The sequence below is a fragment of the Streptomyces sp. SAI-127 genome (assembly GCF_029894425.1).
In the GTDB taxonomy this organism is placed as follows: Bacteria; Actinomycetota; Actinomycetes; order Streptomycetales; family Streptomycetaceae; genus Streptomyces.
In genome coordinates, this window is the sequence record NZ_JARXYJ010000001.1 from 2994690 (window position 1) to 3019707 (window position 25018).

At 70.6% G+C, this 25018-nt stretch carries 24 protein-coding genes and 1 pseudogene; 8 read left to right on the forward strand and 17 right to left on the reverse strand.

Translation table 11 applies throughout. The features are described 5' to 3' along the window. Window positions 1-282: 282 nt before the first annotated feature. On the forward strand, window positions 283-954 hold the full coding sequence (locus M2157_RS13620) for a TrkA family potassium uptake protein (protein ID WP_057611263.1): 672 nt from the start codon (window positions 283-285) through the stop codon (window positions 952-954). After that, the gene (locus M2157_RS13625; RefSeq protein ID WP_057611264.1) at window positions 954-1631 is read left to right on the forward strand and encodes a TrkA family potassium uptake protein; all 678 of its coding nucleotides are present in this window, start codon (window positions 954-956) and stop codon (window positions 1629-1631) included. Before M2157_RS13620 ends, M2157_RS13625 begins: the two co-directional genes overlap by 1 nt. 79 nt (window positions 1632-1710) lie before the next feature. Here the strand turns inward: M2157_RS13625 and M2157_RS13630 are convergent, their stop codons facing one another. The 9 genes and pseudogenes from M2157_RS13630 to M2157_RS13670 form a co-directional block, all read right to left on the reverse strand. Further along, a complete protein-coding gene (locus tag M2157_RS13630) occupies window positions 1711-2475 on the reverse strand; it encodes a DUF3159 domain-containing protein (RefSeq protein ID WP_280862148.1) in 765 nt (254 codons plus the stop codon). Window positions 2476-2478: 3 nt separating this feature from the next. After that, window positions 2479-2877, reverse strand: a complete 399-nt coding sequence (locus M2157_RS13635; RefSeq protein WP_037710883.1) for an OB-fold nucleic acid binding domain-containing protein — start codon at window positions 2875-2877, stop codon at window positions 2479-2481. A 222-nt stretch (window positions 2878-3099) separates the two neighbouring features. Then, window positions 3100-3783: a response regulator gene (locus M2157_RS13640; protein ID WP_280862149.1), complete on the reverse strand. Its 684-nt coding sequence runs from the start codon at window positions 3781-3783 to the stop codon at window positions 3100-3102. After that, entirely contained in the window at window positions 3780-6377 is a 2598-nt protein-coding gene (locus M2157_RS13645) for a sensor histidine kinase KdpD (RefSeq protein ID WP_280865387.1), read from the reverse strand. Before M2157_RS13645 ends, M2157_RS13640 begins: the two co-directional genes overlap by 4 nt. 819 nt (window positions 6378-7196) lie before the next feature. Beyond that, on the reverse strand, window positions 7197-7889 hold the full coding sequence (locus M2157_RS13650) for an ABC transporter ATP-binding protein (RefSeq protein WP_062036008.1): 693 nt from the start codon (window positions 7887-7889) through the stop codon (window positions 7197-7199). Between the two features lie 97 nt (window positions 7890-7986). After that, a pseudogene (locus M2157_RS13655) lies at window positions 7987-9163 on the reverse strand (alginate lyase family protein). 151 nt (window positions 9164-9314) lie between these two features. After that, complete coding sequence (locus M2157_RS13660) at window positions 9315-10073, reverse strand: DUF3710 domain-containing protein (protein WP_057611270.1); 759 nt, start codon at window positions 10071-10073, stop codon at window positions 9315-9317. A gap of 1 nt (window position 10074) precedes the next feature. Then, the gene (dut, locus tag M2157_RS13665; protein WP_069761727.1) at window positions 10075-10626 is read right to left on the reverse strand and encodes a dUTP diphosphatase; all 552 of its coding nucleotides are present in this window, start codon (window positions 10624-10626) and stop codon (window positions 10075-10077) included. Beyond that, entirely contained in the window at window positions 10623-11207 is a 585-nt protein-coding gene (locus tag M2157_RS13670; RefSeq protein ID WP_280862151.1) for a PaaI family thioesterase, read from the reverse strand. Before M2157_RS13670 ends, dut begins: the two co-directional genes overlap by 4 nt. Window positions 11208-11265: 58 nt before the next feature. Here M2157_RS13670 and M2157_RS13675 point away from each other — a divergent pair, with 58 nt between their 5' ends. Further along, window positions 11266-11730, forward strand: coding sequence for a DUF3093 domain-containing protein (locus M2157_RS13675; protein WP_280862152.1), 465 nt, complete (start codon window positions 11266-11268; stop codon window positions 11728-11730). Window positions 11731-11792: 62 nt separating this feature from the next. Here M2157_RS13675 and M2157_RS13680 read toward each other — a convergent pair whose 3' ends face one another. The 4 genes from M2157_RS13680 to M2157_RS13695 form a co-directional block, all read right to left on the reverse strand. Then, window positions 11793-12689, reverse strand: coding sequence for a hypothetical protein (locus M2157_RS13680; RefSeq protein ID WP_280862153.1), 897 nt, complete (start codon window positions 12687-12689; stop codon window positions 11793-11795). Between the two features lie 13 nt (window positions 12690-12702). Continuing rightward, window positions 12703-12999 (reverse strand): DUF4193 domain-containing protein, encoded by a 297-nt coding sequence (locus M2157_RS13685; RefSeq protein WP_005481602.1) that lies wholly within the window; start codon window positions 12997-12999, stop codon window positions 12703-12705. Window positions 13000-13404: 405 nt separating this feature from the next. Next, window positions 13405-14643 carry a HAMP domain-containing sensor histidine kinase gene (locus M2157_RS13690; RefSeq protein ID WP_280862154.1) on the reverse strand — a complete coding sequence of 413 codons (1239 nt, stop codon included), beginning with the start codon at window positions 14641-14643 and terminating at the stop codon, window positions 13405-13407. 6 nt (window positions 14644-14649) lie between these two features. Further along, window positions 14650-15303 carry a response regulator transcription factor gene (locus M2157_RS13695; protein ID WP_030605557.1) on the reverse strand — a complete coding sequence of 218 codons (654 nt, stop codon included), beginning with the start codon at window positions 15301-15303 and terminating at the stop codon, window positions 14650-14652. Window positions 15304-15716: 413 nt separating this feature from the next. On the opposite strand from M2157_RS13695, the gene M2157_RS13700 reads away from it, so the two are divergent. Then, window positions 15717-15881 carry a hypothetical protein gene (locus M2157_RS13700; RefSeq protein ID WP_020121920.1) on the forward strand — a complete coding sequence of 55 codons (165 nt, stop codon included), beginning with the start codon at window positions 15717-15719 and terminating at the stop codon, window positions 15879-15881. A gap of 111 nt (window positions 15882-15992) precedes the next feature. On the opposite strand, the gene M2157_RS13705 is transcribed toward M2157_RS13700, so the two are convergent. Together M2157_RS13705 and M2157_RS13710 are read right to left on the reverse strand one after the other, a co-directional pair. Further along, entirely contained in the window at window positions 15993-16808 is an 816-nt protein-coding gene (locus tag M2157_RS13705; protein WP_280862155.1) for an inositol monophosphatase family protein, read from the reverse strand. Window positions 16809-16816: 8 nt separating this feature from the next. After that, window positions 16817-17944 carry a ferrochelatase gene (locus tag M2157_RS13710; RefSeq protein WP_280865388.1) on the reverse strand — a complete coding sequence of 376 codons (1128 nt, stop codon included), beginning with the start codon at window positions 17942-17944 and terminating at the stop codon, window positions 16817-16819. A gap of 167 nt (window positions 17945-18111) precedes the next feature. Between M2157_RS13710 and M2157_RS13715 the strand changes: the two genes are divergently transcribed. The 3 genes from M2157_RS13715 (at window position 18112) to sepH (ending at window position 22089) form a co-directional block, all read left to right on the forward strand. After that, entirely contained in the window at window positions 18112-19350 is a 1239-nt protein-coding gene (locus tag M2157_RS13715; protein ID WP_280862157.1) for an MFS transporter, read from the forward strand. Then, a complete protein-coding gene (locus tag M2157_RS13720; protein WP_280862158.1) occupies window positions 19310-20629 on the forward strand; it encodes a D-arabinono-1,4-lactone oxidase in 1320 nt (439 codons plus the stop codon). Before M2157_RS13715 ends, M2157_RS13720 begins: the two co-directional genes overlap by 41 nt. A gap of 431 nt (window positions 20630-21060) precedes the next feature. Continuing rightward, entirely contained in the window at window positions 21061-22089 is a 1029-nt protein-coding gene (gene sepH / locus M2157_RS13725; RefSeq protein WP_280862159.1) for a septation protein SepH, read from the forward strand. 69 nt (window positions 22090-22158) lie between these two features. Here sepH and M2157_RS13730 read toward each other — a convergent pair whose 3' ends face one another. Continuing rightward, on the reverse strand, window positions 22159-23016 hold the full coding sequence (locus M2157_RS13730; protein WP_280865389.1) for a sulfurtransferase: 858 nt from the start codon (window positions 23014-23016) through the stop codon (window positions 22159-22161). A 297-nt stretch (window positions 23017-23313) separates the two neighbouring features. On the opposite strand from M2157_RS13730, the gene M2157_RS13735 reads away from it, so the two are divergent. After that, the gene (locus M2157_RS13735; protein WP_280862160.1) at window positions 23314-24105 is read left to right on the forward strand and encodes a VOC family protein; all 792 of its coding nucleotides are present in this window, start codon (window positions 23314-23316) and stop codon (window positions 24103-24105) included. A gap of 237 nt (window positions 24106-24342) precedes the next feature. On the opposite strand, the gene M2157_RS13740 is transcribed toward M2157_RS13735, so the two are convergent. Then, on the reverse strand, window positions 24343-25002 hold the full coding sequence (locus M2157_RS13740) for a thymidine kinase (RefSeq protein ID WP_280862161.1): 660 nt from the start codon (window positions 25000-25002) through the stop codon (window positions 24343-24345). Between the last annotated feature and the right edge of the window lie 16 nt (window positions 25003-25018).

Genomic DNA, 25018 nt, shown 5'->3' on the forward strand with positions numbered 1-25018 from the left:
AGGTGAGAGAGGCGGCATGCCTATATGACAAGACCCCGCCCCTTACTGTCCCCGGAGGTCCCATGCACACGACCGCAGAGCTGATCGGCGCCGCGGCCACCCTCGTCGGCCTCGGCATCCTGACTCTGGCGAGCGTCCGCAGCATCAGCCGCCGTTGACCGACACGAAGTCAGGGCAACCGTGCACAGGGGTGCCGTCGTCCTACCGCCCGTGTGTAGCTTGGGCGTCGGTCTGAGACCCTGATGTGGCTGAGCAGTACTTATTGACACCGGAAGGACGGTCGTGCACATCGTCATCATGGGCTGCGGGAGAGTGGGTTCCGCTCTCGCCCAGACCCTGGAGCAACAGGGGCACACGGTCGCCGTGATCGACCAGGACCCCACCGCCTTCCGACGACTGGGCTCCGGTTTCGGCGGTCGCCGTGTCACCGGGGTCGGCTTCGATCAGGACACCCTGCGCGAGGCGGGCATCGAGGAGGCCGGCGCCTTCGCCGCGGTGTCCAGCGGCGACAACTCCAACATCATCGCCGCGCGCGTGGCCCGCGAGATGTTCGGCATCGAGAACGTCGCGGCCCGGATCTACGACCCCCGGCGCGCCGAGGTCTACCAGCGCCTGGGCATCCCGACGGTGGCCACGGTCCGCTGGACCGCGGACCAGATGCTGCGCCGGCTGCTGCCGTCCGGCGCGGAGCCGCTGTGGCGTGATCCCACCGGTGGGGTCCAGCTGGCCGAGGTGCACGCCTCGACCGCCTGGGTCGGCCACAAGATCAGCAAGATGCAGGAGGAGACGGGCGTCCGGGTGGCGTTCCTGACCCGCCTCGGCGAGGCGATCCTGCCCACCTCGCAGACCGTGCTGCAGGAGGGCGACCTGGTGCACGTGATGATGCGCACGGACGACATCGAGAAGGTCGAGGCGTCCTTCGCCGAGGGCCCCGAAGAGGAGAGCGGTCACTGATGAGGGTCGCCATTGCCGGTGCCGGTGCGGTCGGCCGCTCGATCGCGGGCGAACTGCTGGAGAACGGCCACGAGGTCCTTCTCATCGACAAGGCGCCGACCGCCATCTCGGTCGAGCGCGTCCCGCAGGCGGAGTGGCTGCTCGCCGACGCCTGCGAGATCACCTCCCTGGACGAGGCCGCGCTCCAGCGCTGCAACGTGGTGATCGCCGCGACGGGCGACGACAAGGTCAACCTGGTCGTCTCCCTGCTGGCGAAGACGGAGTACGGCGTCCCGCGGGTCGTCGCCCGTGTGAACAACCCGAAGAACGAGTGGCTGTTCAACGAGTCCTGGGGCGTGGACGTCGCCGTCTCCACCCCGCGCCTGATGTCCGCCCTGGTCGAGGAGGCGGTGAGCGTCGGCGACCTGGTCCGCCTGCTCCGCTTCAGCCACGGCGACGCGAACCTGGTCGAGCTGACGCTGCCGGAGGAGTCGGCCCTGGCCGGCACGACGGTCGGCGACGTGGAGTGGCCCGAGGACACCTCCCTGGTCACCATCATCCGCGGCACCCGCGTCCTCACCCCGTCGCGGGAGGACTCCCTTGAGGCGGGCGACGAACTCCTGTTCGTGGCCGCCCAGGCCCGCGAGGAGCAACTGGAGGACCTGCTGTCGGTGCGCCGCGAGGACGCGACGGGCTGAGGTCTTCGAGGGGTACGACGACGGAGGGCGCCCTGCGTGTGCAGGGCGCCCTCCGTCGTCGTAACGGAACTACCGGGAACTACGCCTCGCGCCGATGCCGCCCGGCAGCGGCCTCCGAGTCCCCACGCTCCGCGGCCTGCGCCGCCTTGCGCTCCTCCTCGGCCTTCTCCTCCGCCTCCATCTCCGCGAACACGTCGATCGGAGCCGGCGCCTTCGCGAGGAAGACCCAGGTCAGCCATACGGCCAGCAGGAAGGGCGGGATCTTGAGGGCGACCAGGACCCAGCCGAGCTGCGCGGTGTCGGCCCACCAGTACAGCGGGAAGAGGATCGCGCACTTGGCGAGCAGGATCGCGCCCCAGGCGTAACTGGCCTTGGAGTAGGCCTTCTTGCGGCCCGGGTTGCGGGTCCGCCAGGAGAGGTTCTCCTTGAAGACCGGGCCGAGGATGAGCCCCATCAGCGGCACACCCGCGAGGGTCGTGATGACGTAGGCCAGGCCGAGGCCCAGCGTGTACAGCATGCCCGGCAGATAGAAGTTCTTGGCGTTGCCCGTCATCATCGCGAAGACGACACCGAAGGCGACGCCGAAGACACCGCTGAAGGCGTGCTTGACGGTGTCCCGCATCACCAGGCGGACCACGACCAGCAGCAGCGACACCGCGAGCGCGGCGATCGCCGACAGGTGCAGGTCCTTGTTGATCGTGAAGATCGTGACGAAGAGCAGGCCCGGCAGAACCGTCTCGACCATGCCCCGGACGCCGCCGAACGCTTCGAACAGGGCTGCCTCGGTCACCGCCCGTGCGTCATCGGCCTGAGTGTCTTCGGTCGGCTTGTCGAGAGACGTCACCGGCTACTCCCGTCCCACGGGTCGGAGTTCGTATTTCGGATTGAACAGCACCCGGCGGCCCCGGCTCATCGAGATCCGCCCGGAGGCGATCAGCTTGCGCCCCGGCTCGATCCCGACGATGGAGCGCCTGCCGAGCCACACCACGTCCAGGGCGGCGGAGCCGTCGAACAGCTCGGCCTCCAGGGCCGGGACGCCCGCGCGCGGCCGCAGGGTGACCGTGCGCAAGGTACCAGTAACTGTCACGATCTGGCGGTCGTGACAGTCGCCTATCCGGGTGCAGCCTGCGGTCTCGGTGTCCTCCCGCAGCTCCTCGGACTCCAGGTCCTCCTGCGACGAGGAGAGCCGGTCGAGCATGCGCCGGAACCGGCCCACCGGCTTCTCGGAACGCGGAACAGCACTCATATCCGAAAGCCTACCGGGGTGCGCCGACAGCGTTGTACCCGCAGCACTGGCGTTCGAACCGGTATCCCATACCCGGCTCCGTGATGCCGCATCCCCCGGGGCACGACCCCCGGACCCCCAGCCGACCCCGCAGCTCACTTCTCGAACCGGTATCCCATACCCGGCTCCGTGATGCCGCATCCCCCGGGGGACGACCCCCGGACCCCCAGCCGACCCCGCAACTCACTTCTCGAACCGGTATCCCATACCCGGCTCCGTGATGAAGTGCTTGGGATGCGAGGGGTCCGCCTCCAGCTTCCGCCTCAACTGGGCCATGTAGACCCGCAGGTAGTTCGTCTCCGTCCCGTAGGACGGTCCCCAGACCTCCTGGAGGAGCTGCTTCTGGCCGACCAGCCGGCCGGTGTTGCGCACCAGCACCTCGAGGAGGTGCCACTCGGTGGGGGTGAGGCGTACGTCCCTGCCGTGCTTCTGGACCTTCTTCGCGGCCAGGTCGACGGTGAACTCGTCGGTCTCCACCAGGACATCCTCCTCGCCGCCCCCGGTGGGCTCCGCGCGGCGCACGGCGGCCCGGAGGCGGGCCAGCAGCTCGTCCATGCCGAAGGGCTTGGTGACGTAGTCGTCGGCGCCCGCGTCCAGCGCCTCGACCTTCTCGTCGGAGGAGTGCCGGGCGGACAGCACGAGAATCGGCACCCGGGTCCAGCCGCGCAGCCCCTTGATCACCTCGACGCCGTCCATGTCGGGCAGGCCCAGGTCGAGGACGACCACGTCGGGGTGGCGGGCGGCGGCGATCCGGAGCGCGGTGGCGCCGTCGTGCGCCGAGTCGACCTCGTACTTGCGCGCCTTGAGGTTGATCACGAGGGCGCGCACGATCTGCGGCTCGTCGTCGATGACCAACACTCTGGTCATGTGGCCTGCCTTTCGGGTTCTGCTTCTGCTTCTGCTTCTGCTTCTGCTTCTGCTTCTGCTTCTGCTTCTGCGAAGGGTGCTTCGAGGAGCTCCGCGTGCGCGTCCGCCGCGCGCAGCGTCAGCACCATGGTGAGGCCTCCGCCGGGCGTGTCCTCGGCGTTGAGGGTGCCGTTCATGGCCTCCGCGAAGCCCCGGGCCACCGCGAGCCCGAGCCCCACACCGGCACCGCGCGGGGCGTCACCGTAACGCTGGAAGGGCGCGAAGATGCGCTCCTTGGCCTCGTCGGGGACTCCGGGGCCGCGGTCGACGACCCGTACCTCGACGCGGTCGGCGATGGCGCTTGCGGACACCCGGACGGGATTGCCGGGCGGGCTGTACTTGACGGCGTTCTCGACCAGGTTGGCCACCGCCCGCTCCAGGAGCCCCGGGTCGACGGCGACCATCGGCAGGGTCTCCGGGACGTCCAGCTCCACGCTTGTGTCGGGCACCCCGCCGAGGGCCATCGGCACCACCTCGTCGACGTCGATCTCCCGGATGATCGCGGTGACCGTGCCGGTCTGGAGGCGGGACATGTCGAGCAGGTTGCCCACGAGATGGTCGAGCCGGTCGGCGCCCTCCTCGATGCCCTCCAGGAGCTCGGCCTGATCCTCCTCGGACCACGCCACGTCGTCGGACCTCAGCGACGAGACGGCCGCCTTGATCCCGGCCAGGGGCGTCCGCAGATCATGCGATACGGCGGCCAGGAGCGCCGTACGGATGCGATTGCCCTCGGCGAGCGTGCGGGCCCGGTCGGCCTCCTCCTGAAGCCTGCGGCGGTCCAGGGCGACGGCGGCCTGGGCGGCGAAGGCGGCCAGCACCCGGCGGTCCTCGGCGGGCAGCACCCGGCCGGTGAGCGCGAGCGCCATGTGGTCCCCGACCGGCATGTCGACGTCGGCGTCCTCGGGCCGCTCCACGGGCGGTCCGATCCCCGCCCGGCCCGCGCAGGTCCACGGCTCGACCTCGCTCGCCCGTTCCAGCAGGGCCGCCGACTCCATGCCGAAGGTCTCCCGGACGCGCTCCAGGAGCTCCTCCAGACGGGTCTCGCCGCGCAGCACGTTCCCGGCGAGGAAGGACAGGATCTCCGACTCGGCCCGCAGCCGGGCGGCCTGGTGGGTGCGGCGGGCGGCGAGGTCGACCACGGAGGCCACCGAGATGCCGACGCCCACGAAGATCACGATGGCGACGATGTTCTTCGGGTCGGCGATGGTCCAGCGGTGCAGGGGCGGTGTGTAGAAGTAGTTCAGCAGCAGCGAGCCGACCGCGGCCGAGGCGAGCGCCGGGAAGAGTCCGCCCAGCAGAGCCGCGGCCACGACGACCGCCAGGAACAGCAGCATGTCGTTGGCGAGGCCGAGGTCGACGGTGGTGAGGAGGATCGTCAGGAGCGCCGGGCCCGCCAGGCCGACCAGCCAGCCCCACAGGATCCGGGCCCGCCCGAGCCGCGCGCCCCGGGCGACGGGCAGTCCACGCCCCTTGGCGACCTCGTCGTGGGTGACGATGTGCACGTCCAGGTCGGGCCCGGACTCCCGGGCCACGGTCGCGCCGACACCGGGTCCGAAGACGTACTGCCAGGTCTTGCGGCGGGAGGAGCCGAGGACGATCTGCGTGGCGTTGACGCCTCGTGCGAAGTCGAGCAGCGCGGCCGGTATGTCGTCGCCGATGACATGGTGAAAGGTTCCACCAAGGTCCTCGGCGAGGGTCCTCTGGACGGCGAGTTCCTTGGGCGAGGCGGAGGTCAGCCCGTCGCTGCGGGCTATGTAGACGGCGAGGACCTCGCCGCCTGCGCCCTTCTCGGCCAGCCGCGCGGCCCGCCGGATCAGCGTCCGGCCCTCCGGTCCCCCGGTCAGTCCGACCACGATCCGTTCCCTGGAACCCCAGATCTTCGAGACCCGGTGATCGCTGCGGTACTGCTTGAGGTACTCGTCGACCCGGTCGGCCACCCACAGCAGCGCCAGTTCCCGCAGGGCGGTGAGGTTGCCGGGCCGGAAGTAGTTCGACAGGGCCGCGTCGACCTTGTCCGGCTTGTAGACGTTGCCGTGCGCCATCCGCCGCCGCAGCGCCTGCGGCGACATGTCGACAAGCTCGATCTGTTCGGCCCGGCGTACGAACTCGTCGGGCACCGTCTCCTGCTGCCGCACTCCGGTGATCGACTCGACGACGTCGCCCAGCGACTCCAGATGCTGGATGTTCACGGTCGAGACCACGTCGATCCCGGCCGCCAGCAGTTCCTCCACGTCCTGCCAGCGCTTGGCGTTGCGCGAGCCCGGAATGTTGGTGTGGGCGAGTTCGTCCACCAGGGCGACGGCGGGGGCACGGCGCAGTACGGCGTCGACGTCCATCTCGGTGAAGACGGCGTTCCGGTACCCCAGCTCCCTGCGCGGGACCTCTTCGAGGCCGTGCAGCATCACCTCGGTGCGCGGCCGCCCATGGTGCTCCACGAAGCCCACGACACAGTCGGTCCCCCGCTCGACCCTGCGGTGTGCCTCGGACAGCATCGCGTACGTCTTGCCGACGCCCGGTGCCGCACCGAGATAGATCCGAAGCCTGCCGCGTCCCATGGGCCCATTGTCTTCCGCTCACTACTGCCTACGCAGCGCCGACCTTACGGCCAACAATCCCGGCAAAGGGGCCCGGGACCGACACGGAGCCAGCCTTTGACACAACTCTGACGCGGTCCTCGGGCGAAGGCCCGGTTGGGGAGCACGGAAGGTACCGGAGCCTGCGTCACCGGCCCGGGCGCAGCCCCCGACCGGCGCCAGGGGCCGGAATGGGAGGCCGCCTGCGGGCACCCGGGGGCCGGAATGGGAGGCCGCCTGCGACGCAACTGACGTGCCCCTCAGGCGGAGGCCCGGCCGGAGCACCCGGACGGTACCGGGAGGCTGGGTCACCGGCCCCGCGCAGTCCCGAGCAGCGCCCCGAGGCCAGGTTCGGCGGGGACGAGCCACGCGGCCGACGCGCGGAGGGCCGCCTCTGACGCAACTCTGACGCGCCCCTCGGGCGAACGCCCCGGCCGGGGAACGCGGACGGGACCGGGAGGCTACGCCACCAGCCCCGCGCGGTCCCCGAGCAGTGCCCAGGGGCTCCGGGCTCGGCGATTCCGAGCCACGCGAGCGCCGGGCGCAGCCACAGCTTCTCCGGGTCCTCGATCAGCTCGGCCCGGCTACATCACGGCGTCCTCGGTCACACCCGCCGCCTGGAGGTCCAGCAGCTGCGGCTCACCGCTGCGCGGAGGGTGCGGGAAGGCCAGGACCTGGTGTGGCCCTCAAAGGTCAGGAGCGGTTGGAGCCCGCGCAGCACATCGGAGCTTGCCCCATAGTGCGGCGTGGGCGACCCAGAGCTCCTCCAGTCGGCCCCAGCCGTCACCGCGAGCGCCGCGCTCAGTGCCCCACGATCTCCCCGTCCCCCAGCTCCAGCACCCGATCCGCCAGATCCAGCAGGGTCGCGTCATGCGTGGCCACCAGCGCGGTGACGTTCTCGCTGCGTACGACGGCTCGCAGCAGCTCCATGACGGCGTGCCCGGTCTCCGCGTCCAACTGGCCGGTCGGCTCGTCGGCGACGAGGAGCGAGGGGTTGTTGGCGAGGGCACGGGCGATGGCGACGCGCTGCTGCTGGCCGCCGGAGAGCTCACCGGGGCGCTGCTTCGCGTGCTCCGCGAGGCCGACCAGGGCCAGCAGCAGCTCGACGCGCTCCTCACGCGCGCGTGCGTCCACCCGGCGCAGTCGCATCGGAACGCCGATGTTCTCCGCGGCGGTGAGGATCGGGATGAGCCCGAAGGACTGGAAGACGAAGCCGATGCGGTCCCGGCGCAGCGCCAGCAGCCCGTCCTCGTCCAGCCCGGCGATGTCGACCCCGTCGAGCTCGACCCGTCCCCGGTCGGGCCGGTCGAGCCCGCCGACGATGTTGAGGAGCGTCGTCTTCCCGGATCCCGAACGCCCCTTGAGGGCGACGAGTTCACCGCGCGGCACCTCGAAGGAGACCCCACGCAGCGCGTGCACCGCGGCGGCCCCCTCGCCGAACGACCTGTGGATGTCCTCGACCCGCACCATGGTCTCCGTGACCACCTGAGTCATTGCGCTCTCCCCCGTGAAACCCGTAAAACCCGCGAACCCCGTGAACTCGTGGAACCGGGCGCCAGTATCACCGTCCGGCGCCCGGCCTTCAACGGTTTCAGTTCGGGTTGTCCCCGTGGCTGAGCGTCTCCCAGGCCACGAAGAGGTTGTTGCTGCCGGCCGGGCGGTTCCGCTCGGTCAGCGCCTGTGTGTTAGTCATGCCCATGCCAAGCCTGTGGTGCAGTGCGTTGTACCCCACCTCCGTGACCGGCCCGAGCCCGAGTTTCAGCGACCCGCCGCACAGCCAACTCGGTACGGCAGTGCCCATCTCGTACCTGGCCTGGAACCCCAGCGCCTGCCGCAGCCGCTCGCCCACATCCGTGCCGTACAGGTCCTGACCCTGGATACGGCTCGTCTCGGCGACGTGCGAGATCGCGGAGATGCCGTACCCGGTGTGCGTGAGGTCCCGGCAGGTCTCCTGGGTGAGCCCGGTGACGAAGGTGGACTGCCCCTGCCAGTAATTGACGATCTTTTCCCGGGTGTTGAGGTTCTGGCTCGGCACGGTCTTCGGCAACTCGCCGTCGGAGTCCAGATAGACGTAGGCCGCGGTACGGGTGCGGAACTTCGCCATGGCCTTGTCGTACGACGACTTGTCCTCGAGGAGGACGGAGATGCCGACGGCCGCCTCCATCATCGACAGCTCCCAGTTCCCGTTGGAGTTCGAGCCGTTGATGATCTCGGGCAGATGGACGCTGCGGAGCATGGTCGCGAAGCGTCCGGAGTTCGCCCAACTCCCGGTGTACGTGTTACTTGATGATCTCGGCCGCCCTGGGCCACGAGGAGCCGGCCCAGCCGGTCTGCAGGGGCGCGTTGCTGTTGGTGTGATCCGTGATCACCGCCGACCAGGCGTCCATGAGCTGGATGGCCTTCTTGGCGTACCGCTCGTCCCGGGTGATGTACCAGGCGAGGGCATCGGTGTAGGCGGCGATCGCGTCCTCGCGCTCGTCGGTGCAGCCGTGGTTCGGGTTCGAGTACGACCCGCACTCGACGACCGCCCGCGGCTTGGGCGTGCGGTTCAGGTCCGCGTACTTGCTCGCCAGCATCGTGTCGAAGGCACCCTTCCATGGCTGGGCACCTGCGTCGACCTTGCTGCGGACGAAGTCCAACTGCCCTTTCGAGACCGTGGCTCCGGGATGGACGAAAGCGGCGGGGGCGGTGGGGGCGGCGTCGGCGGGTCTTGCGAGGACACCCACGGCGAACGCGGTGACGACCACCAGCCGTACGGAATGACGCATAGCGACTCCGTTCTCGTATGTGAACGTAAGGCGCCCCTATGAACATAGGCGTTGGCGGATGACCGTAGGTACAGACCAATACGGCGTCAAGGTCCCGCGCACGGAAAAGGGCCGCACCCCCTCACGGGGTACGGCCCTCGACGTCGTACGACTAGCGGACCTCGGTGATCTCCGGTCCGCGCTGCAACTGGCCCATCCCGCCGGAGAAGCGGGAGCCCTCGTCCTGCTGCTGGACGCCCTCGGGGACCATCTGGGCGTCGTTCGGCAGCTTGAGGACGATCGGGTCGCGGGGCGCCATCGGGCCCTCGCCGCGGACCACGACGGTGTCCCGGAAAATCTGCTCGAGCAGCCCGGCCGCCTGCGGCTGCACCGCACCCTGGCCCGAGATCACCCCGCGCAGGAACCAGCGCGGACCGTCCACACCCACGAACCGCACGACCTGGAAGCCGCCCGTGCCGTCCGGCAGCTGCACCGGCACCTGGGCACGCAGCTCCCAGCCCAGCGGACCCTCGACCTCGTCGACGATGCCGCCCTGCTGGGTGATGCCGGAGCCGATCTCCTCGCGCACCTCGCCCCAGATGCCCTCCCGCTTGGGAGCCGCGAAGGCCTGCAGCTGGATGGCGCTGTCGCGCAGTACGACGGTGGCCGCGACGATGGCGTCGCCCGCGACCTCGACCCGCAGCTCCATGCCGTCGACACCCGGCACGAACAGACCGCCCAGGTCCACGCGACCCTCGGCGGGGTCACGGACCTCGGTGTCGTCCCAGGGCCCGTCGGGGCGCGGCTCCGGCTCGAGCCGTACGCGCTCGCGCTCTACGTCGTCCGCCTCAGTGTCGACGCTGTCGACGACCTGCTCGGCCTCGCCGGCCGCGTCCTCGGCGGCACCCTTCTTCTTGCGACGTCCGAACACGTCACTGTCCTTCCCGGTCGGATACGACCGAAGCGTATCGATTCCCACCCGTTGTGCCGCCCACGGCGGCCTCAGCGCTTGTATCGCCCCCGTCGCCCACGGCGGCGTGACCGCCGGTGGACCCGAAGCCCCCCTCGGCCCGCGCCGAGTCGGGAAGCTCCGCGACCTCCTGGAAGCGGACCCTCTCGACCTGCTGGACGACGAGTTGGGCAATCCGGTCGAAGCGCTCGAACCGCACCGACTCGTGCGGGTCGAGATTCACCACGATCACCTTGATCTCCCCACGGTACCCGGCATCAACCGTCCCCGGGGCATTCACGAGAGCGACACCGCAGCGGGCGGCGAGACCGGATCGAGGGTGCACGAAGGCCGCGTACCCCTCCGGCAGCGCCACAGACACCCCGGTGGGGAGTACGGCCCGCTCTCCCGGCTTGAGTTCACGGCTCTCGGTGGTCCGCAGATCGGCTCCCGCGTCACCGGGGTGCGCGTACGCCGGAAGCGGTACGTCGGGGTCGACGCGCCGGATCAGCACGTTCAGGGGGTCACGGCTCACGGGTTCACCTCGAAGGCACGGGCACGCCGGACCTGGTCCGGGTCGTCCATGGCGGCCCGGATCTCCTCCGGGCGGCCGTTGTCGATGAAGTGGTCGACCTTGACCTCGACGAACAGGGCGTCGGCACGGACCGCCACGGGCCCCTCGGGTCCGCCGATCCGGCCGGTCGCGGTCGAGTAGATCTTCCGCCCGGCCACCGCCGTCACCTCGGCCTCCAGATACAGCACCGTGCCCACGGGCACCGGCCGTACGAAGTCGGTCTCCAGACGCCCGGTCACGGCGATGGTGCGCAGCAGCCAGTTGAGCGAGCCCAGGGTCTCGTCGAGGGCGGTCGCGAGCACGCCGCCGTGCGCGAGCCCGGGAGCGCCCTGGTGGGCGGGGCGCACCGTGAACTCAGCGGTGACCGAGACCCCCTCGCCGGCCCGCGCCTCCAGGTGCAGCCCGTGGGACTGCTCGCCGCCACAGCCGAAACACTGGCCGTAGTGCGCACCGAGCAGCTCACCGGGCGCGGGAGCGTCCTGGTGTCGCAGAGGTTGCGCCGCGTCGGCGGGAGGCTTGAGAGCCGGGGAAGTACCACTCACAGGCGCAGACCTTACCCGCGCGTCGAGCCGGTCCGGACACCGTGCCAAGCTTGGTTCCATGCAGCCCTCCGCCGCCCCGTACGACGAACGTCTCACCGCCCCCCGCTCCTGGTGGCTGATCTCCTTCCTGGTCGGGGTCGCCTTCGCGCTGATCCTGCTGCCCTTCGGGACGCTTCCGCTGCTCGGCGGCCTGGTCGGTGGCACCGCCGTGGCAGCGATCCTCGCGAGCTCCTACGGCTCGCTGCGCATCCGCGTCGTCGGTGACTCCCTCATCGCGGGCGAGGCGAAGATCCCGGTGGCGGCGCTGGGCGAGGCGGAGATCCTGGACCCGGAGGAGGCCCGGGCCTGGCGGACCCACAAGGCCGACACCCGCGCCTTCCTGCTGTTGCGCTCCTACATTCCCAGGGCGCTGAAGGTGGAGGTCACCGACCCGGACGACCCGACGCCGTATCTGTATCTGTCGACGCGGGAGCCGGAGCTGCTGGCCGAGGCGCTGAAGGCCGCCCGGACGGCCGCCGCCTAGAACATTCGTGCAGGACTTCACCCGTCCGTCCGGACGGTGGAGCCCCGAGTCTCACGGAAGTCTTACTTCTCCAGCTGCAGCGGATGTGCAGGCGTCTCCAGGGCCGGGAGCCGGGGCAGTTCGTCCCACGGCACCTGCATCCTGCGCAGATCCTTACGGATCCGCTCGGCGAGCTTTCTGGTGTCCCGGCGGTTCATGACCGCGCCGACAGCCGCGCCGACCAGGAACGGCATCAGGTTCGGCAGGTCGCGGATCGTCCGCTTCATGATCTGCTGCCGCAGCTGCTGTTTCATCTGGCTGTTGAGCGCGCCGCTCACGGTCGACGGCTTCCTCGCGTCGATCCCGCGCTCTCCCGACCAGGAGTTCAGATACGCGGTGCTGCGCTCCTTGAGGTTCCCGGGCGGCCGTACGCCGTAGACCTCGTGGAGTTCGGCGATCAGCTTCAGCTCGATCGCGGCCACACCGGTGATCTCGGCGGCCAGTTCGGTCGGCATCGCCGGCGGCACGGGAAGCATCGCCGCCGCTCCGACCCCCGCTCCGACCGTCGCCGTGGCGCTGGCAGCACCCGTGACAAGCTTGTCCGCGAGTTCTTCGGGGCCGAGGCCGGGGAACTGGCGGCGGAGGGTCGCGAGGTCCCGTACGGGGACACGCGGGGCGATCTCGATGATCCGGTCGGCCAGGTACGCCAGACCCGCCCTGGCCCGGCTGCCGCCCTTGCGGACCCCTTCCCGGGCCCTGTCCCGGACCGCCGCCGCCCGTCGTCTGGCGACGGGCGCGGGCGTCCTGGTCGTATCGGTCGGCGCCGGGAGGTCAGCCCGGTCGGCCACCGGTTCGAGCGAGGCTCCCGTGTCGGAAGAGCCCCGCTCGTCGTCACGCGCGCGGTGAGGGCCGTCGGACGGCCCCTGGTCCGCTCCCTGCCGGGGAGAGCGGCGCTTCCAAGGTGGGGTCGAGCCAGTCATGCCCGACCCGCCCTCAGTCGCAGTCGCGGCAGATCGGCTGGCCGTTCTTCTCCCGGGCCAGCTGGCTGCGGTGGTGCACCAGGAAGCAGCTCATGCAAGTGAACTCGTCCTGCTGCTTGGGCAGTACCCGGACGGCCAGCTCTTCGTTCGAGAGGTCCGCTCCGGGCAGTTCCAGGCCTTCGGCGGCCTCGAACTCGTCGACGTCCACTGCGGAGGTCGACTTGTCGTTCCTACGGGCCTTGAGCTCTTCAAGGCTGTCCGAGTCGACGTCGTCGTCGGTCTTGCGTGGGGTGTCGTAATCCGTAGCCATGTCGCTCTCCCCCTCTGGGTGTCTGCGGTGTCTCCAGCGCACGTAACGCGTGAGAGGCCGGACTTGTGCCCGACCCGAGGCGGAGATTTTGCCTCACATCAAGGTCTGTTACTCAATCGACACCCAACCGGACTCCTCTTGAGTGATCGGGTTGGATGGCGATCGGGACCGTACACGGTCCGAATCCCGCACTTCAAAGGCGTCTCACCGTGTACTTCCCGTGATCAGGACCCCTGAAAACCCGGATTATCCCGGCTTTCCGACAGGGTGCATGATCACGGAGAGTAGATGGCCGGAAAATCTCCCTTGTGATCGATCACACATGGGGCGGTCCAACAGGTGCCCAGAAAATTCCGCGCAAAGCGAACATCCCTGTGTATCGATCTCAGTGCGGGGGCCATGGTCTCAGACCGGAAGGGTGACTCGCATCACGAGCCCACCCCCTTCGCGCGGCTGAGCGGTGATGTGCCCGCCGTGCGCCCGCGCCACGGACCGCACGATGGACAGGCCGAGCCCGACGCCCTTGTCGCTGCCGGTGCGGTCGGCGCCCCGCAGCCGCTTGAACGGCTCGAAGAGATTGTCGACCTCGTACGCCGGCACGACCGGGCCCGTGTTGGACACCGTGAGCACCGCGTGACCGTGCTGGACCTCCGTGGTCACCTCGACCCAGCCGTCCTCGGGCACGTTGTAGCGCACGGCGTTCTGCACCAGGTTCAGGGCGATTCGCTCCAAGAGGACGCCGTTGCCCTGGACGACCGCAGTGTTCCGGTCGCCGCGGATCGCCACGCCCTTGGCCTCCGCCTCGCCGTACACCTGGTCGACCGCCTGCTCGGCGACTTCGGCGAGGTCCACGGGCTTGCGCTCGACGATCTGGTTGTCGCTGCGGGCGAGCAGCAGCAGACCCTCCACGAGCTGTTCACTGCGCTCGTTGGTGGCCAGCAGCGTCTTGCCCAGCTGCTGCAGCTCCACGGGTGCCGCCGGATCCGACAGATGCACCTCCAGGAGCGTGCGGTTGATCGCCAGCGGGGTTCTCAGCTCGTGCGAGGCGTTGCCGACGAAGCGCTGCTGGGCGGTGAAGGCCCGCTCCAGGCGCTCCAGCATGTCGTCGAAGGTGTCGGCCAGTTCCTTGATCTCGTCGTCCGGGCCGTCCAGCTCGATACGGCGGGAGAGGTCCGAGCCCGCCACCGAGCGCGCGGTGCGCAGGATCCGGCCGAGCGGCGACAGGACGCGTCCCGCCATCGCGTAGCCGAAGGCGAAGGCGATGATCGCGAGGCCGAGCAGGGCCAGCAGTGAGCGACTGAGGAGGTTGTCCAGGGCGTGCTGGCGCTGGTCGTTGACGCACTGGTTCAGCGCGTGGTTGAGCTCGTCCGCCGGCAGCTCAGTGCCCGACAGCTTGCAGATGTCACTGGTCACCCCGCCCGAGACGATCTTGAAGGGCAGGTTGCTCCCCACGTTCAACGCGTTCGCGGCAAGCAGGTAGATGATCGACAGCAGCAGAATGCCGGCAATCAGGAACATGCCGCCGTACAGCAGCGTGAGCCTTATGCGGATGGTCGGGCGCAGCCACGGCAGCGGCGGTGCCGGCCGCCTGGGGTCCCAGGTGGGCTTCGGAGGTGCCTGGGGAGGAGCGGGAGTCGAGGCCACGGGTTATCAGATCCGGTAGCCGGAGCCGGGGACGGTGACGATCACTGCGGGTTCGCCCAGCTTGCGGCGCAGGGTCATGACCGTCACCCGCACCACGTTGGTGAAGGGGTCGGTGTTCTCGTCCCAGGCCTTCTCCAGGAGCTGCTCCGCGGAGACGACGGCGCCCTCGGAGCGCATCAGCACCTCCAGGACGGCGAACTCCTTGGGGGCGAGCTGGACCTCCTTGCCGTCGCGGAAGACCTCGCGGCGGTTCGGGTCGAGCTTGATCCCGGCGCGCTCCAGGACCGGCGGCAGCGGCACGCTGGTGCGCCGGCCGAGGGCACGCACGCGTGCCGTCAGCTCGCTGAACGCGAAGGGCTTGGGCAGATAGTCGTCGGCGCCGATCTCCAGACCCTCGACACGGTCGCTGACGTCGCCGGACGCCGTGAGCATCAGCACGCGCGTGGGCATGCCGAGTTCGACGATCTTGCGGCAGACGTCGTCGCCGTGGACCAGGGGGAGGTCGCGGTCGAGGACGACCACGTCGTAGTCGTTGACTCCGATGCGTTCCAGGGCGGCCGCACCGTCGTACACGACGTCGACGGCCATGGCCTCCCGGCGCAGTCCGGTGGCCACCGCATCGGCGAGCAGTTGCTCGTCCTCGACGACGAGTACGCGCACGTCGCTTGTCCTTCCTGTGTCCACCCGCGTAGCGCGTTTCGGGAACGCGCGGGCAGGGGTCCGGGTGAGTGTTGGCCTCCATCCTGCCCTTTTCGGCCATAAGTCGGCTGTAAGCCGGGTGAGCGGCAGCTGAAAGACGGGTGTGAGAGCGGGAATGCGGGATTTTCTCGCGCGGTTGAGGTTTCCGTCGGAAGGAGCGGGGGGAGGACGGCTTTACACCCCGCGATCACGCTCTGCATGTGCCGTACCACCATGCGGCACGACGCGATCCGCTTCCGCAGAGCGGGCGTGGGTGTCCGGCACCGTCGCCGCCCGGCAGGGCAGCGCTGGGCACCTACAGGAGACGTGATCGCCCCTTCCGAACGGCACACCCCCGTGCCACCGACCCACGACCCAGGACGAGGGGGCGCAGCATGGACGCATTCACCGCAGGACTTCTGCAGCGCATAAGGGCGACCGAGACCGATCTGACACGGGCTCGCAACGAGGGCGACGACTTCCTCGTCGAGGTGGAGCAGGGAGAGCTCGACGACCTGCGCCGCCTCGCCGCCGAACACGGTGTGGAGGTCAGCGCCTAGCGTCTGATCGGCTTCGCGGCACGACGGCGGACCCCCGGCGAATCCAGCGCCGGGGGTCCGCCGCGTCGGGGTCCGGACGCGTTCACCTCGTGTTGGTCCGGAGTCGGTCCGTCAGTCGTGCCAGGCGCCGAAGCCCTCCAGGAGCTCCTGGAGGGGCTCGAAGACCCCGGGGGTGCCGGCGACGGTGAGGCCGGGGTTCGGGCGTTCTCCGGGGCGGCCGCCGGTCAGGGCGCCCGCTTCCCGGGCGACGAGGTCGCCCGCCCCGTAGTCCCAGGCGTTCAGACCCCGCTCGTAGTAGCCGTCCAGGCGGCCTGCGGCCAGGTCGCACAGGTCGACCGCCGCCGAGCCGCCGCGGCGGATGTCGCGGAGCAAGGGGATCAGCTTCTGGGCCACCTCGGCCTGGTGGGTGCGGACCTCGGTGACGTAGTTGAAGCCCGTCGACACCAGGGCCTGGTCCAGGGGCGGCGCCGGGCGGCACGTCAGCCTGCGCTCGCCCTCCCACGCGCCCGTGGCCCAGGCGCCCTCGCCCCGGACCGCGTGGTACGTCTCGCCGCGCATCGGCGCCGCGACCACTCCCACGACGGTCTCGCCGCCCTGCTCGGCCGCGATGGAGACGGACCAGGTCGGCAGCCCGTAGAGGTAGTTGACCGTACCGTCGAGGGGGTCGATCACCCAGCGGATACCGCTCGTGCCCTCGGTGGAGGCGCCCTCCTCGCCGAGGAAGCCGTCGTCCGGGCGGTGCTCGGAGATCAGGTCCGTGATCAGCTTCTCCGCCGCGATGTCCATCTCCGTCACCACGTCGATGGGGCTGGACTTGGTCCTGGCGACCGCGAGGTCGGCCGGACGGCCGTCCCGCAGCAGGGCGCCGGCGCGACGGGCCGCCTCCTGGGCGAGCCGAAGCAGTTCCGCGTGCAGGGGGTCGGTCACGTGGCTCCTCACGCGTACGGGCTGTCGACGCCCGCGGCTGCGGGCTTGGCGGCACGGGCCGGGCAGCAGCCGACCGGGCAGACGTTGTGGTCGGCCCCGAGTGCGCCGAGGGCGCAGGGCGTGACCTCCTGCCCGCGCTCCACCCCGGCCCGCTCAAGGACCAGGTCGCGGATCGCGGCGGCGAACCGCGGGTCGTCGCCGACGGTCGCCGAGCGGCGCATCGGCAGGCCCAGCTCCTCGGCCTTGGCCTTCGCCTCCGTGTCGAGGTCGTAGAGGACCTCCATGTGGTCGGAGACGAAGCCGATGGGGGCGATCACCACGGCCGGGACGCCGGATCCGTGGCGCTCCTCCAGGTGGTCGCAGATGTCGGGCTCCAGCCACGGGATGTGCGGGGCGCCGGAGCGCGACTGGTAGACGAGCTGCCAGGGGTGGTCGACGCCGGTGCGCTCACGGACGGCGTCCGCGATCAGCCGGGCGACCTCCAGGTGCTGCGCGACGTACGCGCCGCCCTCGCCATGGCCCTCGACCGGACCGGAGGTGTCCGCCGACGCGTTCGGGATCGAGTGGGTCGAGAAGGCGACGTGGGCGCCGTCGCGGACGCCCTCGGGGAGCTCGGCGAGGGACTCGATCACCCCGTCGACCATGGGTTCCACGAAACCCGGGTGGTTGAAGTAGTGCCGCAGCTTGTCGATCCTCGGCAGCTCCAGGCCCTCGGCCTGAAGGACCGCCAGCGCCTCGGCGAGGTTCTCGCGGTACTGGCGGCAGCCCGAGTAGGAGGCATAGGCACTGGTGGCGAGGACCAGGATGCGGCGGTGGCCGTCGGCGATCATCTCGCGCAGGGTGTCGGTGAGGTAGGGCGCCCAGTTGCGGTTGCCCCAGTAGATCGGCAGGCCCAGGCCGTGGTCCGCGAAGTCCTTGCGCAGGGCGTCCAGCAGGGCGCGGTTCTGGTCGTTGATGGGGCTGACCCCGCCGAACAGGAAGTAGTGCCGGCCGACTCCCTTCAGGCGTTCCTTGGGGATGCCGCGCCCGCGCGTCACGTTCTCCAGGAACGGGACCACGTCGTCGGGGCCCTCGGGGCCTCCGAACGAGAGCAGGAGCAGGGCGTCGTAGGGGGTGGCATCGAGCGCGTCTCGCATGGGTCGATCCTGTCATCCGGTGCTGACAGCCGGGAAACGGCGGGGTGACCACCCGGGTTCCCGGCCGACCGGGTGCGTTAGGGTCGCCTCACTCGTAAGCTGTATGAGGCGCATTCGCGCCTTACCACTGCCCGAGCCGCTGCTCACCGGCCGACCGGAGAACCCCTGTGCCCAGCCCCTACCGCGCCCTGTTCGGCGCCCCCGGCTCCAAGGGTTTCGCCGCCGCGGGCTTCGTCGGCCGGATGCCGCTGTCGATGATGGGCATCGGCGTGGTCACGATGATCTCCCAGCTCACCGGCAGGTACGGCCTCGCGGGCACCCTGTCGGCCACCATCGCGCTGGCCGCCGCGGCGATCGGCCCGCAGGTCTCCCGGCTGGTGGACCTGCACGGCCAGCGGCGGGTGCTGCGCCCGGCGACGCTCGTCGCGCTGGTGGCGTCCGCCGGGATGCTGCTCGCCGCGCACTTCCGCTGGCCGGACTGGGTGCTGTTCGTGTGCGCCGTCGGCATCGGCTCGGTGCCGAGTCTCGGCGCGATGATCCGCGCACGGTGGGCGGCCCTGTACCGCGGCACCCCGCAGCTGCACACCGCGTACTCCTTCGAGTCCGTCGTCGACGAGGTCTGCTTCATCTTCGGGCCGATCATCTCCATCGGGCTGTCCACGGCCTGGTTCCCGGAGGCGGGTCCGCTGCTCGCCGCCTGCTTCCTGGCGGTCGGCGTCTTCTGGCTGACCGCGCAGCGGGCCACCGAACCGGCCCCGCACCCGCGCGAGCACGACGGCGGCCGCACGGCACTGCGTGCACCGGGCCTGCAGGTCCTGGTGGCCACCTTCGTGGCGACCGGGGCGATCTTCGGGGCGGTGGACGTGGTCACCGTGGCCTTCGCCGACGAGCAGGGCCACAAGGGGGCCGCGAGCCTCGTGCTCGCCCTCTACGCGGCGGGGTCCTGCCTCGCGGGCCTCGTGTTCGGGCTGCTGCACTTCGGGGGACGGCCCGAACCTCGCTGGCTGCTGGGCATATGCGCCATGGCCGTGAGTATGATCCCCCTCCTACTGGTCGGAAACTTGCCGTTTCTGGCCGTGGCGCTGTTCGTTTCGGGCCTGTCCATCGCTCCCACGATGATCACGACGATGTCCCTGATCGAGCAGCACGTACCACGCGCGCAACTGACCGAGGGGATGACCTGGATCAGTACCGGGCTCGCGGTGGGGGTCGCGCTCGGCTCCTCCGTGGCCGGCTGGGTGATCGACGCGGCCGGTGCGCGCGCCGGGTACGGGGTTCCGGCGGTGTCCGGGGCCGTCGCGGTCGCGGTCGGTTTCCTGGGGTACCGCCGGCTCAGCAGGCCGGCTCCACGTCGGGGAGGCAGCGTTGAGCACGGCAGCGAGCGCGAAGAACGGCACGTGGCGTAACTGGGGCGGCAATGTGGCCGCGCGTCCCGCCCGGGAGGTCACGCCCGCCTCGGTCGACGAGCTGGCGGCTGCCGTGCGGAAGGCCGCCGAGGACGGTCTCAAGGTGAAGGCGGTCGGCACCGGGCACTCCTTCACGTCGATAGCCGCGACCGACGGTGTGTTGATCCGCCCTCAACTGTTGACCGGCATCCGCAACATTGACCGGGGCGCCATGACCGTCACGGTGGAGGCGGGTACGCCGCTCAAGAGGCTCAACATGGCTCTCGCGCGCGAGGGCCTGTCGCTGACCAACATGGGCGACATCATGGAGCAGACGGTCTCCGGGGCCACCAGCACCGGCACGCACGGCACGGGCCGCGAGTCGGGCTCGATAGCCGCCCAGATCAGGGGACTTGAGCTGGTCACGGCCGATGGTTCGGTCCTCAGCTGCTCCGAGAAGGAGAATCCCGAGGTCTTCGCGGCCGCCCGGATCGGCCTGGGCGCGCTCGGCATCGTCACCGCGATCACGTTCGCCGTCGAGCCCATTTTCCTGCTCACGGCCCGCGAGGAGCCCATGAGCTTCGACAAGGTCACCAGCGCCTTCGACGAACTCTGGGCCGAGAACGAGCATTTCGAGTTCTACTGGTTCCCGCACACCGGCAGCACCAACACCAAGCGCAACAACCGCAGCGCGGGGCCCGAGAAGCCGGTGCCGCAGCTCCAGGGCTGGATCGAGGACGAGTTCCTCTCCAACGGTGTGTTCCAGGTGGCCCAGTGGGTCGGCCGCGCGGTGCCGGGCACGATCCCCTCGATCGCACGGATCTCCAGCAAGGCGCTGTCCGCGCGGACCTACACCGACATCCCGTACAAGGTCTTCACATCGCCCCGCCGGGTGCGGTTCGTGGAGATGGAGTACGCCGTCCCGCGCGAGGCCGTCGTCGAAACGCTGCGCGAACTGAGGACGATGATCGAGCGCTCCGGACTGAAGGTCAGCTTCCCCGTGGAGGTGCGCACCGCGCCCGCCGACGACATCACGCTGTCCACCGCCTCGGGCCGGGACAGCGCGTACATCGCGGTCCACATGGTCAAGGGGACGCCGTACCAGGCGTACTTCACGACCGCCGAGCGGATCTTCACGGCGCACGAGGGGCGCCCGCACTGGGGCAAGGTGCACACGCGCGACGCGGAGTACTTCGCCGGGGTCTACCCGCGCTTCGGCGAGTTCACCGCGCTGCGGGACCGGCTCGACCCCGAACGGCGCTTTCAGAACGACTACCTGCGGCGGGTGTTGGGGCCGTAGCGGGACGATCGACGTACGTACGCGGGATGCCAATAGTTCCGTTTCTGGCGATTCCGTGAAGTACGCCACGTGCAAGATCCCGAAAACCGCTCAACGGACGGCCGGGCGCCGTTTCTTGAACGAAGTTGAGTGGCGCGCCAATCCACGCAGGTGGCCCAAATGGAGTACTGTTGCGAGCCCTGGGTACGGTCTCCCGCCAGGGCGTCCGTGAATCTCAAAGGGCGCCGGGAGGGGGCTAGTTGCACAGGGTGACGGAGTTGGTCACTCAGCGTTGCGAATAAGTAACCGTGCCATAACGGCGATACAGGGCCTGTGCCCGACACGCCGGGCAACTCGGCAAGGTTGTGGCAGGCTGCACCCGGGCAGGTCACACTCGACTAGCGGAAGCAGCGACGCACGTGACGTCGGCAGGCACCACCCGGGAGGTCCCCATGCCCGAACTGCGTGTCGTGGCCGTCTCGAATGACGGCACACGGCTGGTGCTGAAGGCTGCCGACTCAACGGAGTACACGCTTCCGATCGACGAGCGGCTGCGCGCAGCGGTGCGCGGCGACCGTCCGCGACTCGGTCAGATCGAGATCGAGGTCGAAAGCCATCTCCGTCCCCGCGACATCCAGGCGCGTATACGCGCCGGTGCCACCGCGGAAGAGGTAGCCCAGCTCGCAGGTATCCCCGTAGACCGTGTACGGCGCTTCGAGGGCCCTGTGCTCGCTGAGCGCGCCTTCATGGCCGAACGAGCCCGCAAGACTCCGGTCCGCCGGCCCGGCGAGAACGCCGGACCGCAGCTCGGCGAGGCCGTCCAGGAGCGGCTGTTGCTGCGCGGCGCCGAGAAGGACACCGTCCAGTGGGACTCGTGGCGCCGTGACGACGGCACCTGGGAGGTTCTGCTGGTCTACTGCGTCGCGGGCGAACCCCACTCGGCGAGCTGGACCTACGACCCGCCCCGGCGGCTCGTCCAGGCCGTCGACGAGGAGGCGCGCTCGCTGATCGGCGAGTCCGAGGACCTCGGCGCGCCGGAGCCCAGCTTTCCGTTCGTGCCGCGTATCGCACGGCTGCCGCGCGACCGTCCGCTGGACCGCGCCCTGGACCGGCCGAGCCTGCCCCCGGCCGAGCCCGTCGAGGAGGCCGTCGCTGAACGGGACTCGCTGACCAGCCTGTTGGAGGCGGTACCGAGCTTCCGGGGCGACATGGTCGTACCGGAGCGGCCGTCCGAGCCGGCGACCGCCGAGGAAACGCCCGATCCGGAGCCCGAGGTGGAGGAGCCGCCGGCTCCCGCGGCCTCGGCCGGTTCCGCCTACGCGGACGTCCTCATGCCGCGTTCGGTGGCCAGCCACCGCGACCGCCTCATCGGCGCGACCGACCGCCAGGCCGAGGCGGACGGCGTCCGTCCGGGCCGTAGAGCGGCGGTTCCGAGCTGGGACGAGATCGTGTTCGGGACGCGGCGGAAGAAGCAGGAGTAGTCGGTCGTACGAGGAAGAGGGCCGCGCTCACCGGGTGCGGCCCTTTCTCGCGGTCCGGACAGGGGCGGGCTACCGGGGATCCGGTCCCACGGCGACCGGGCGCTCCGGGTCCGAGGACCACTCCGACCAGGAACCGACGTACAGCGCCGCCGGGATGCCCGCGACCGCCAGGGCCAGGACCTCGTGGGCGCCGGAGACGCCGGAGCCGCAGTAGACGCCGACCTCGGTGTCGTCGCCGGCACCGAGGGCCTTGAAGCGGGCGTTCAGCTCCTCCGCGGGCAGGAAGCGGCCGTCCGGGCCGACGTTGTCCGTGGTGGGCGCGGACCGGGCGCCGGGGATGTGGCCGCCGACGCGGTCGATCGGCTCCACCTCACCGCGGTACCGCTCCCCCGCGCGCGCGTCCAGCAGCACCCCCGCGCGGGCCAGCGCAGCGGCCGCGTCGGCGTCGAGGAGACCGGCCGCCGCGGGCACCGGCTCGAAGTCGCCCTCGGCAAGTGCCGGACCCGGCACGGAGGACTGCAGCGACCCCTGCCAGGACGGCAACCCGCCGTCGAGGACTCGCACGTCCGGGTGACCCGTCCAGCGCAGCAGCCACCACGCGCGGGCGGCCGCCCAGCCCTGTCCGCCGTCGTACACGACCACCGGCCTGCCCGAGGAGACACCCGCCCGGCGCATCGCGGCGCCGAACTCGACGAGGTCGGGCAGCGGGTGCCGCCCGCCGGTGCCGGCCGGGCCGGCCAACTCCCGGTCCAGGTCAACGTAGACCGCGCCCGGGATGTGCCCGGCCGCGTACTCGGCCCGGCCGTCGAAGGGCGGCTCACCGGCCGCCTTGGCCACGCTCAGCTGCCAGCGGACATCGAGCAGGACGGGCGGGTTCGGGCCGGCCAGGCCGCTCGCGAGTTCGGATGCGGAGATGATGGCGTTCATGGCCACCATCCTTGCGCACGGGGTGGCCGCGTCGTCCATGTCCGGCTACTGTGCTCCGCCGGACAGGCCCGATCACGAGGCGTACGGGACCGGGCACATGCTGTACAGCCGATCGACACCCGTCGGCCATCGCGTGGCAACGGTCAGGCAGCCGCGCGGCAGGCACCCTCCTGGGACAGGAGGCCTCGCGGCGGCGTGCCCGGAGCGCGCGGCACCGCGGGTGGTGCGAGCATCGGCACGGAGGTCCGGACCGCGGACACGACACGGCCACCGCGAGGGGCCGAGGAGAGAGTGACGATGACCGAGGCAAGGGGGTCGGCCGCCCCGCCCGCTCGGCACACGCCCGGTACGCCCTGCTGGGTGAGTCTGATGGTGCACGGGATGGCCGCGACGCAGGAGTTCTACGGATCGCTGTTCGGCTGGGAGTTCGTGCCGGGCCCGCAGCAGCTCGGGCCCTATGTCCGGGCCCTCCTGGACGGCCAGGAGGTCGCCGGGATCGGCCAGCTGCCGCCCGACCGCCAGCTTCCGGTGGCCTGGACGCCCTACCTCGCCTCGGACGACATCGACCTGAGCGCCGAAACGGTACGCCTGTGCGGCGGCACGGTGGGAGTGGGACCGCTGGACGCCGGGGACGCCGGACGGCTGGTGATCGGCTCCGACCCTTCCGGCGCCGTCTTCGGGGTGTGGCAGGCGGCGGCGCACCTCGGCACGTCCGTCGCGGGCGTACCGGGCACTCCCGCCTGGCACGAGCTGCTCACCTTCGAGACGGTGGGCGTCGCCAAGTTCTACGAGACGGTCTTCGGCTACGAGGAGGAGCCGGTGGTCTCCGCCGGCTTCGACTACGTCACCCTCCACGCCGGCGGCCGTCCGGTCGCCGGCCTGCACGGCGTCGGTCACACCCTTCCCCGCGACCGGGGGCCGCACTGGATGACCTACTTCGAGGTGGCAGACGCGACCGCTTCCACCCGCCTCCTCACCGACCTGGGCGGCCACGTCCTGCGCCCCCCGCACGACAGCCCGCACGGCCGTGTGGCCACGGTGGCGGACCCGGAGGGGGCGCGGTTCGCGCTGATCGAGAACCCGCGCTGAGACCTCTCGGGCGGGCCGTGTGCCGGCGGCGCCGCACTTGCCCCGGCGAGGGCACCGCCCTCGCATGACGAGGGCAGAGCACGCCGAGCGGGTGGCGGAGCACCACGGCGGACGGGTCGTCCCGCACGAGGAGTTGCCGGCGGAGGGGCGTCCGCGCGGCTGTGGAATCACGGCACCGAGGACCGGTGCCGTCGGCAGGGACCCCGACCTGCGCAGACCGGCCCCGAGGACGTCAGGTCAGAAGCGTGCCCCGGCCGACGCGACCGGCAGCACGTCCGGGGACAGCGCGGCCGCGCGGGCCGTCCCCGCGGTCATACGGCGTCGGTGGTGCCGGCGGCACAGGACCTCGTAGCCGATGTCGTCGGCCTGGTTGACGTCCCCGACGACGACCTGGGCCCCCTCGACGACCATCTCGCCGTTGACCGTACGGGCGTTGTGCGTGGCCCGGGCGCCGCACCAGCACAGGGCCTCCACCTGGAGGACCTCGACCCGGTCGGCCAGCTCCACCAGGCGCTGGGACCCCGGGAACAGCTTGGAGCGGAAGTCGGTCGTGATGCCGAAGGCGTAGACGTCGAGGTCCAGGTCATCGACCACGCGGGCCAGTTGGTCGATCTGCTCCGGCGTGAGGAACTGCGCCTCGTCCGCGATCACGTAGTCCGCGCGACCGCCCTGGGAGAGGTGGTCGACGAGGTAGGCGTAGAGGTCCTGGCCGTCCTCGACCTCGACCGCGTCCGTGACCAGACCGAGCCGCGAGGACAGCTTGCCCTCGCCGGCCCGGTCGTCCCGGGTGAAGATGATGCCCGTCAGGCCACGCGCCGAACGGTTGTGCTCGATCTGGAGAGCCAGTGTGGACTTCCCGCAGTCCATGGTTCCGGAGAAGAACACCAGCTCGGGCATGGGAGGTCGAGCACCT

Bases quoted from the DNA above. Each gene is read 5' to 3' on its own strand.
- M2157_RS13735 (WP_280862160.1), top strand. From the start codon at position 23,314: ATGACCGAGGCAAGGGGGTCGGCCGCCCCGCCCGCTCGGCACACGCCC.
- M2157_RS13635 (WP_037710883.1), bottom strand. From the start codon at position 2,877: ATGAGTGCTGTTCCGCGTTCCGAGAAGCCGGTGGGCCGGTTCCGGCGC.
- M2157_RS13650 (WP_062036008.1), bottom strand. From the start codon at position 7,889: ATGACTCAGGTGGTCACGGAGACCATGGTGCGGGTCGAGGACATCCAC.
- M2157_RS13640 (WP_280862149.1), bottom strand. From the start codon at position 3,783: ATGACCAGAGTGTTGGTCATCGACGACGAGCCGCAGATCGTGCGCGCC.
- M2157_RS13700 (WP_020121920.1), top strand. From the start codon at position 15,717: ATGGACGCATTCACCGCAGGACTTCTGCAGCGCATAAGGGCGACCGAG.
- M2157_RS13675 (WP_280862152.1), top strand. From the start codon at position 11,266: ATGCAGCCCTCCGCCGCCCCGTACGACGAACGTCTCACCGCCCCCCGC.
- M2157_RS13730 (WP_280865389.1), bottom strand. From the start codon at position 23,016: ATGAACGCCATCATCTCCGCATCCGAACTCGCGAGCGGCCTGGCCGGC.
- M2157_RS13645 (WP_280865387.1), bottom strand. From the start codon at position 6,377: ATGGGACGCGGCAGGCTTCGGATCTATCTCGGTGCGGCACCGGGCGTC.
- M2157_RS13710 (WP_280865388.1), bottom strand. From the start codon at position 17,944: ATGCGAGACGCGCTCGATGCCACCCCCTACGACGCCCTGCTCCTGCTC.
- sepH (WP_280862159.1), top strand. From the start codon at position 21,061: ATGCCCGAACTGCGTGTCGTGGCCGTCTCGAATGACGGCACACGGCTG.
- M2157_RS13625 (WP_057611264.1), top strand. From the start codon at position 954: ATGAGGGTCGCCATTGCCGGTGCCGGTGCGGTCGGCCGCTCGATCGCG.
- M2157_RS13680 (WP_280862153.1), bottom strand. From the start codon at position 12,689: ATGACTGGCTCGACCCCACCTTGGAAGCGCCGCTCTCCCCGGCAGGGA.
- M2157_RS13740 (WP_280862161.1), bottom strand. From the start codon at position 25,002: ATGCCCGAGCTGGTGTTCTTCTCCGGAACCATGGACTGCGGGAAGTCC.
- M2157_RS13685 (WP_005481602.1), bottom strand. From the start codon at position 12,999: ATGGCTACGGATTACGACACCCCACGCAAGACCGACGACGACGTCGAC.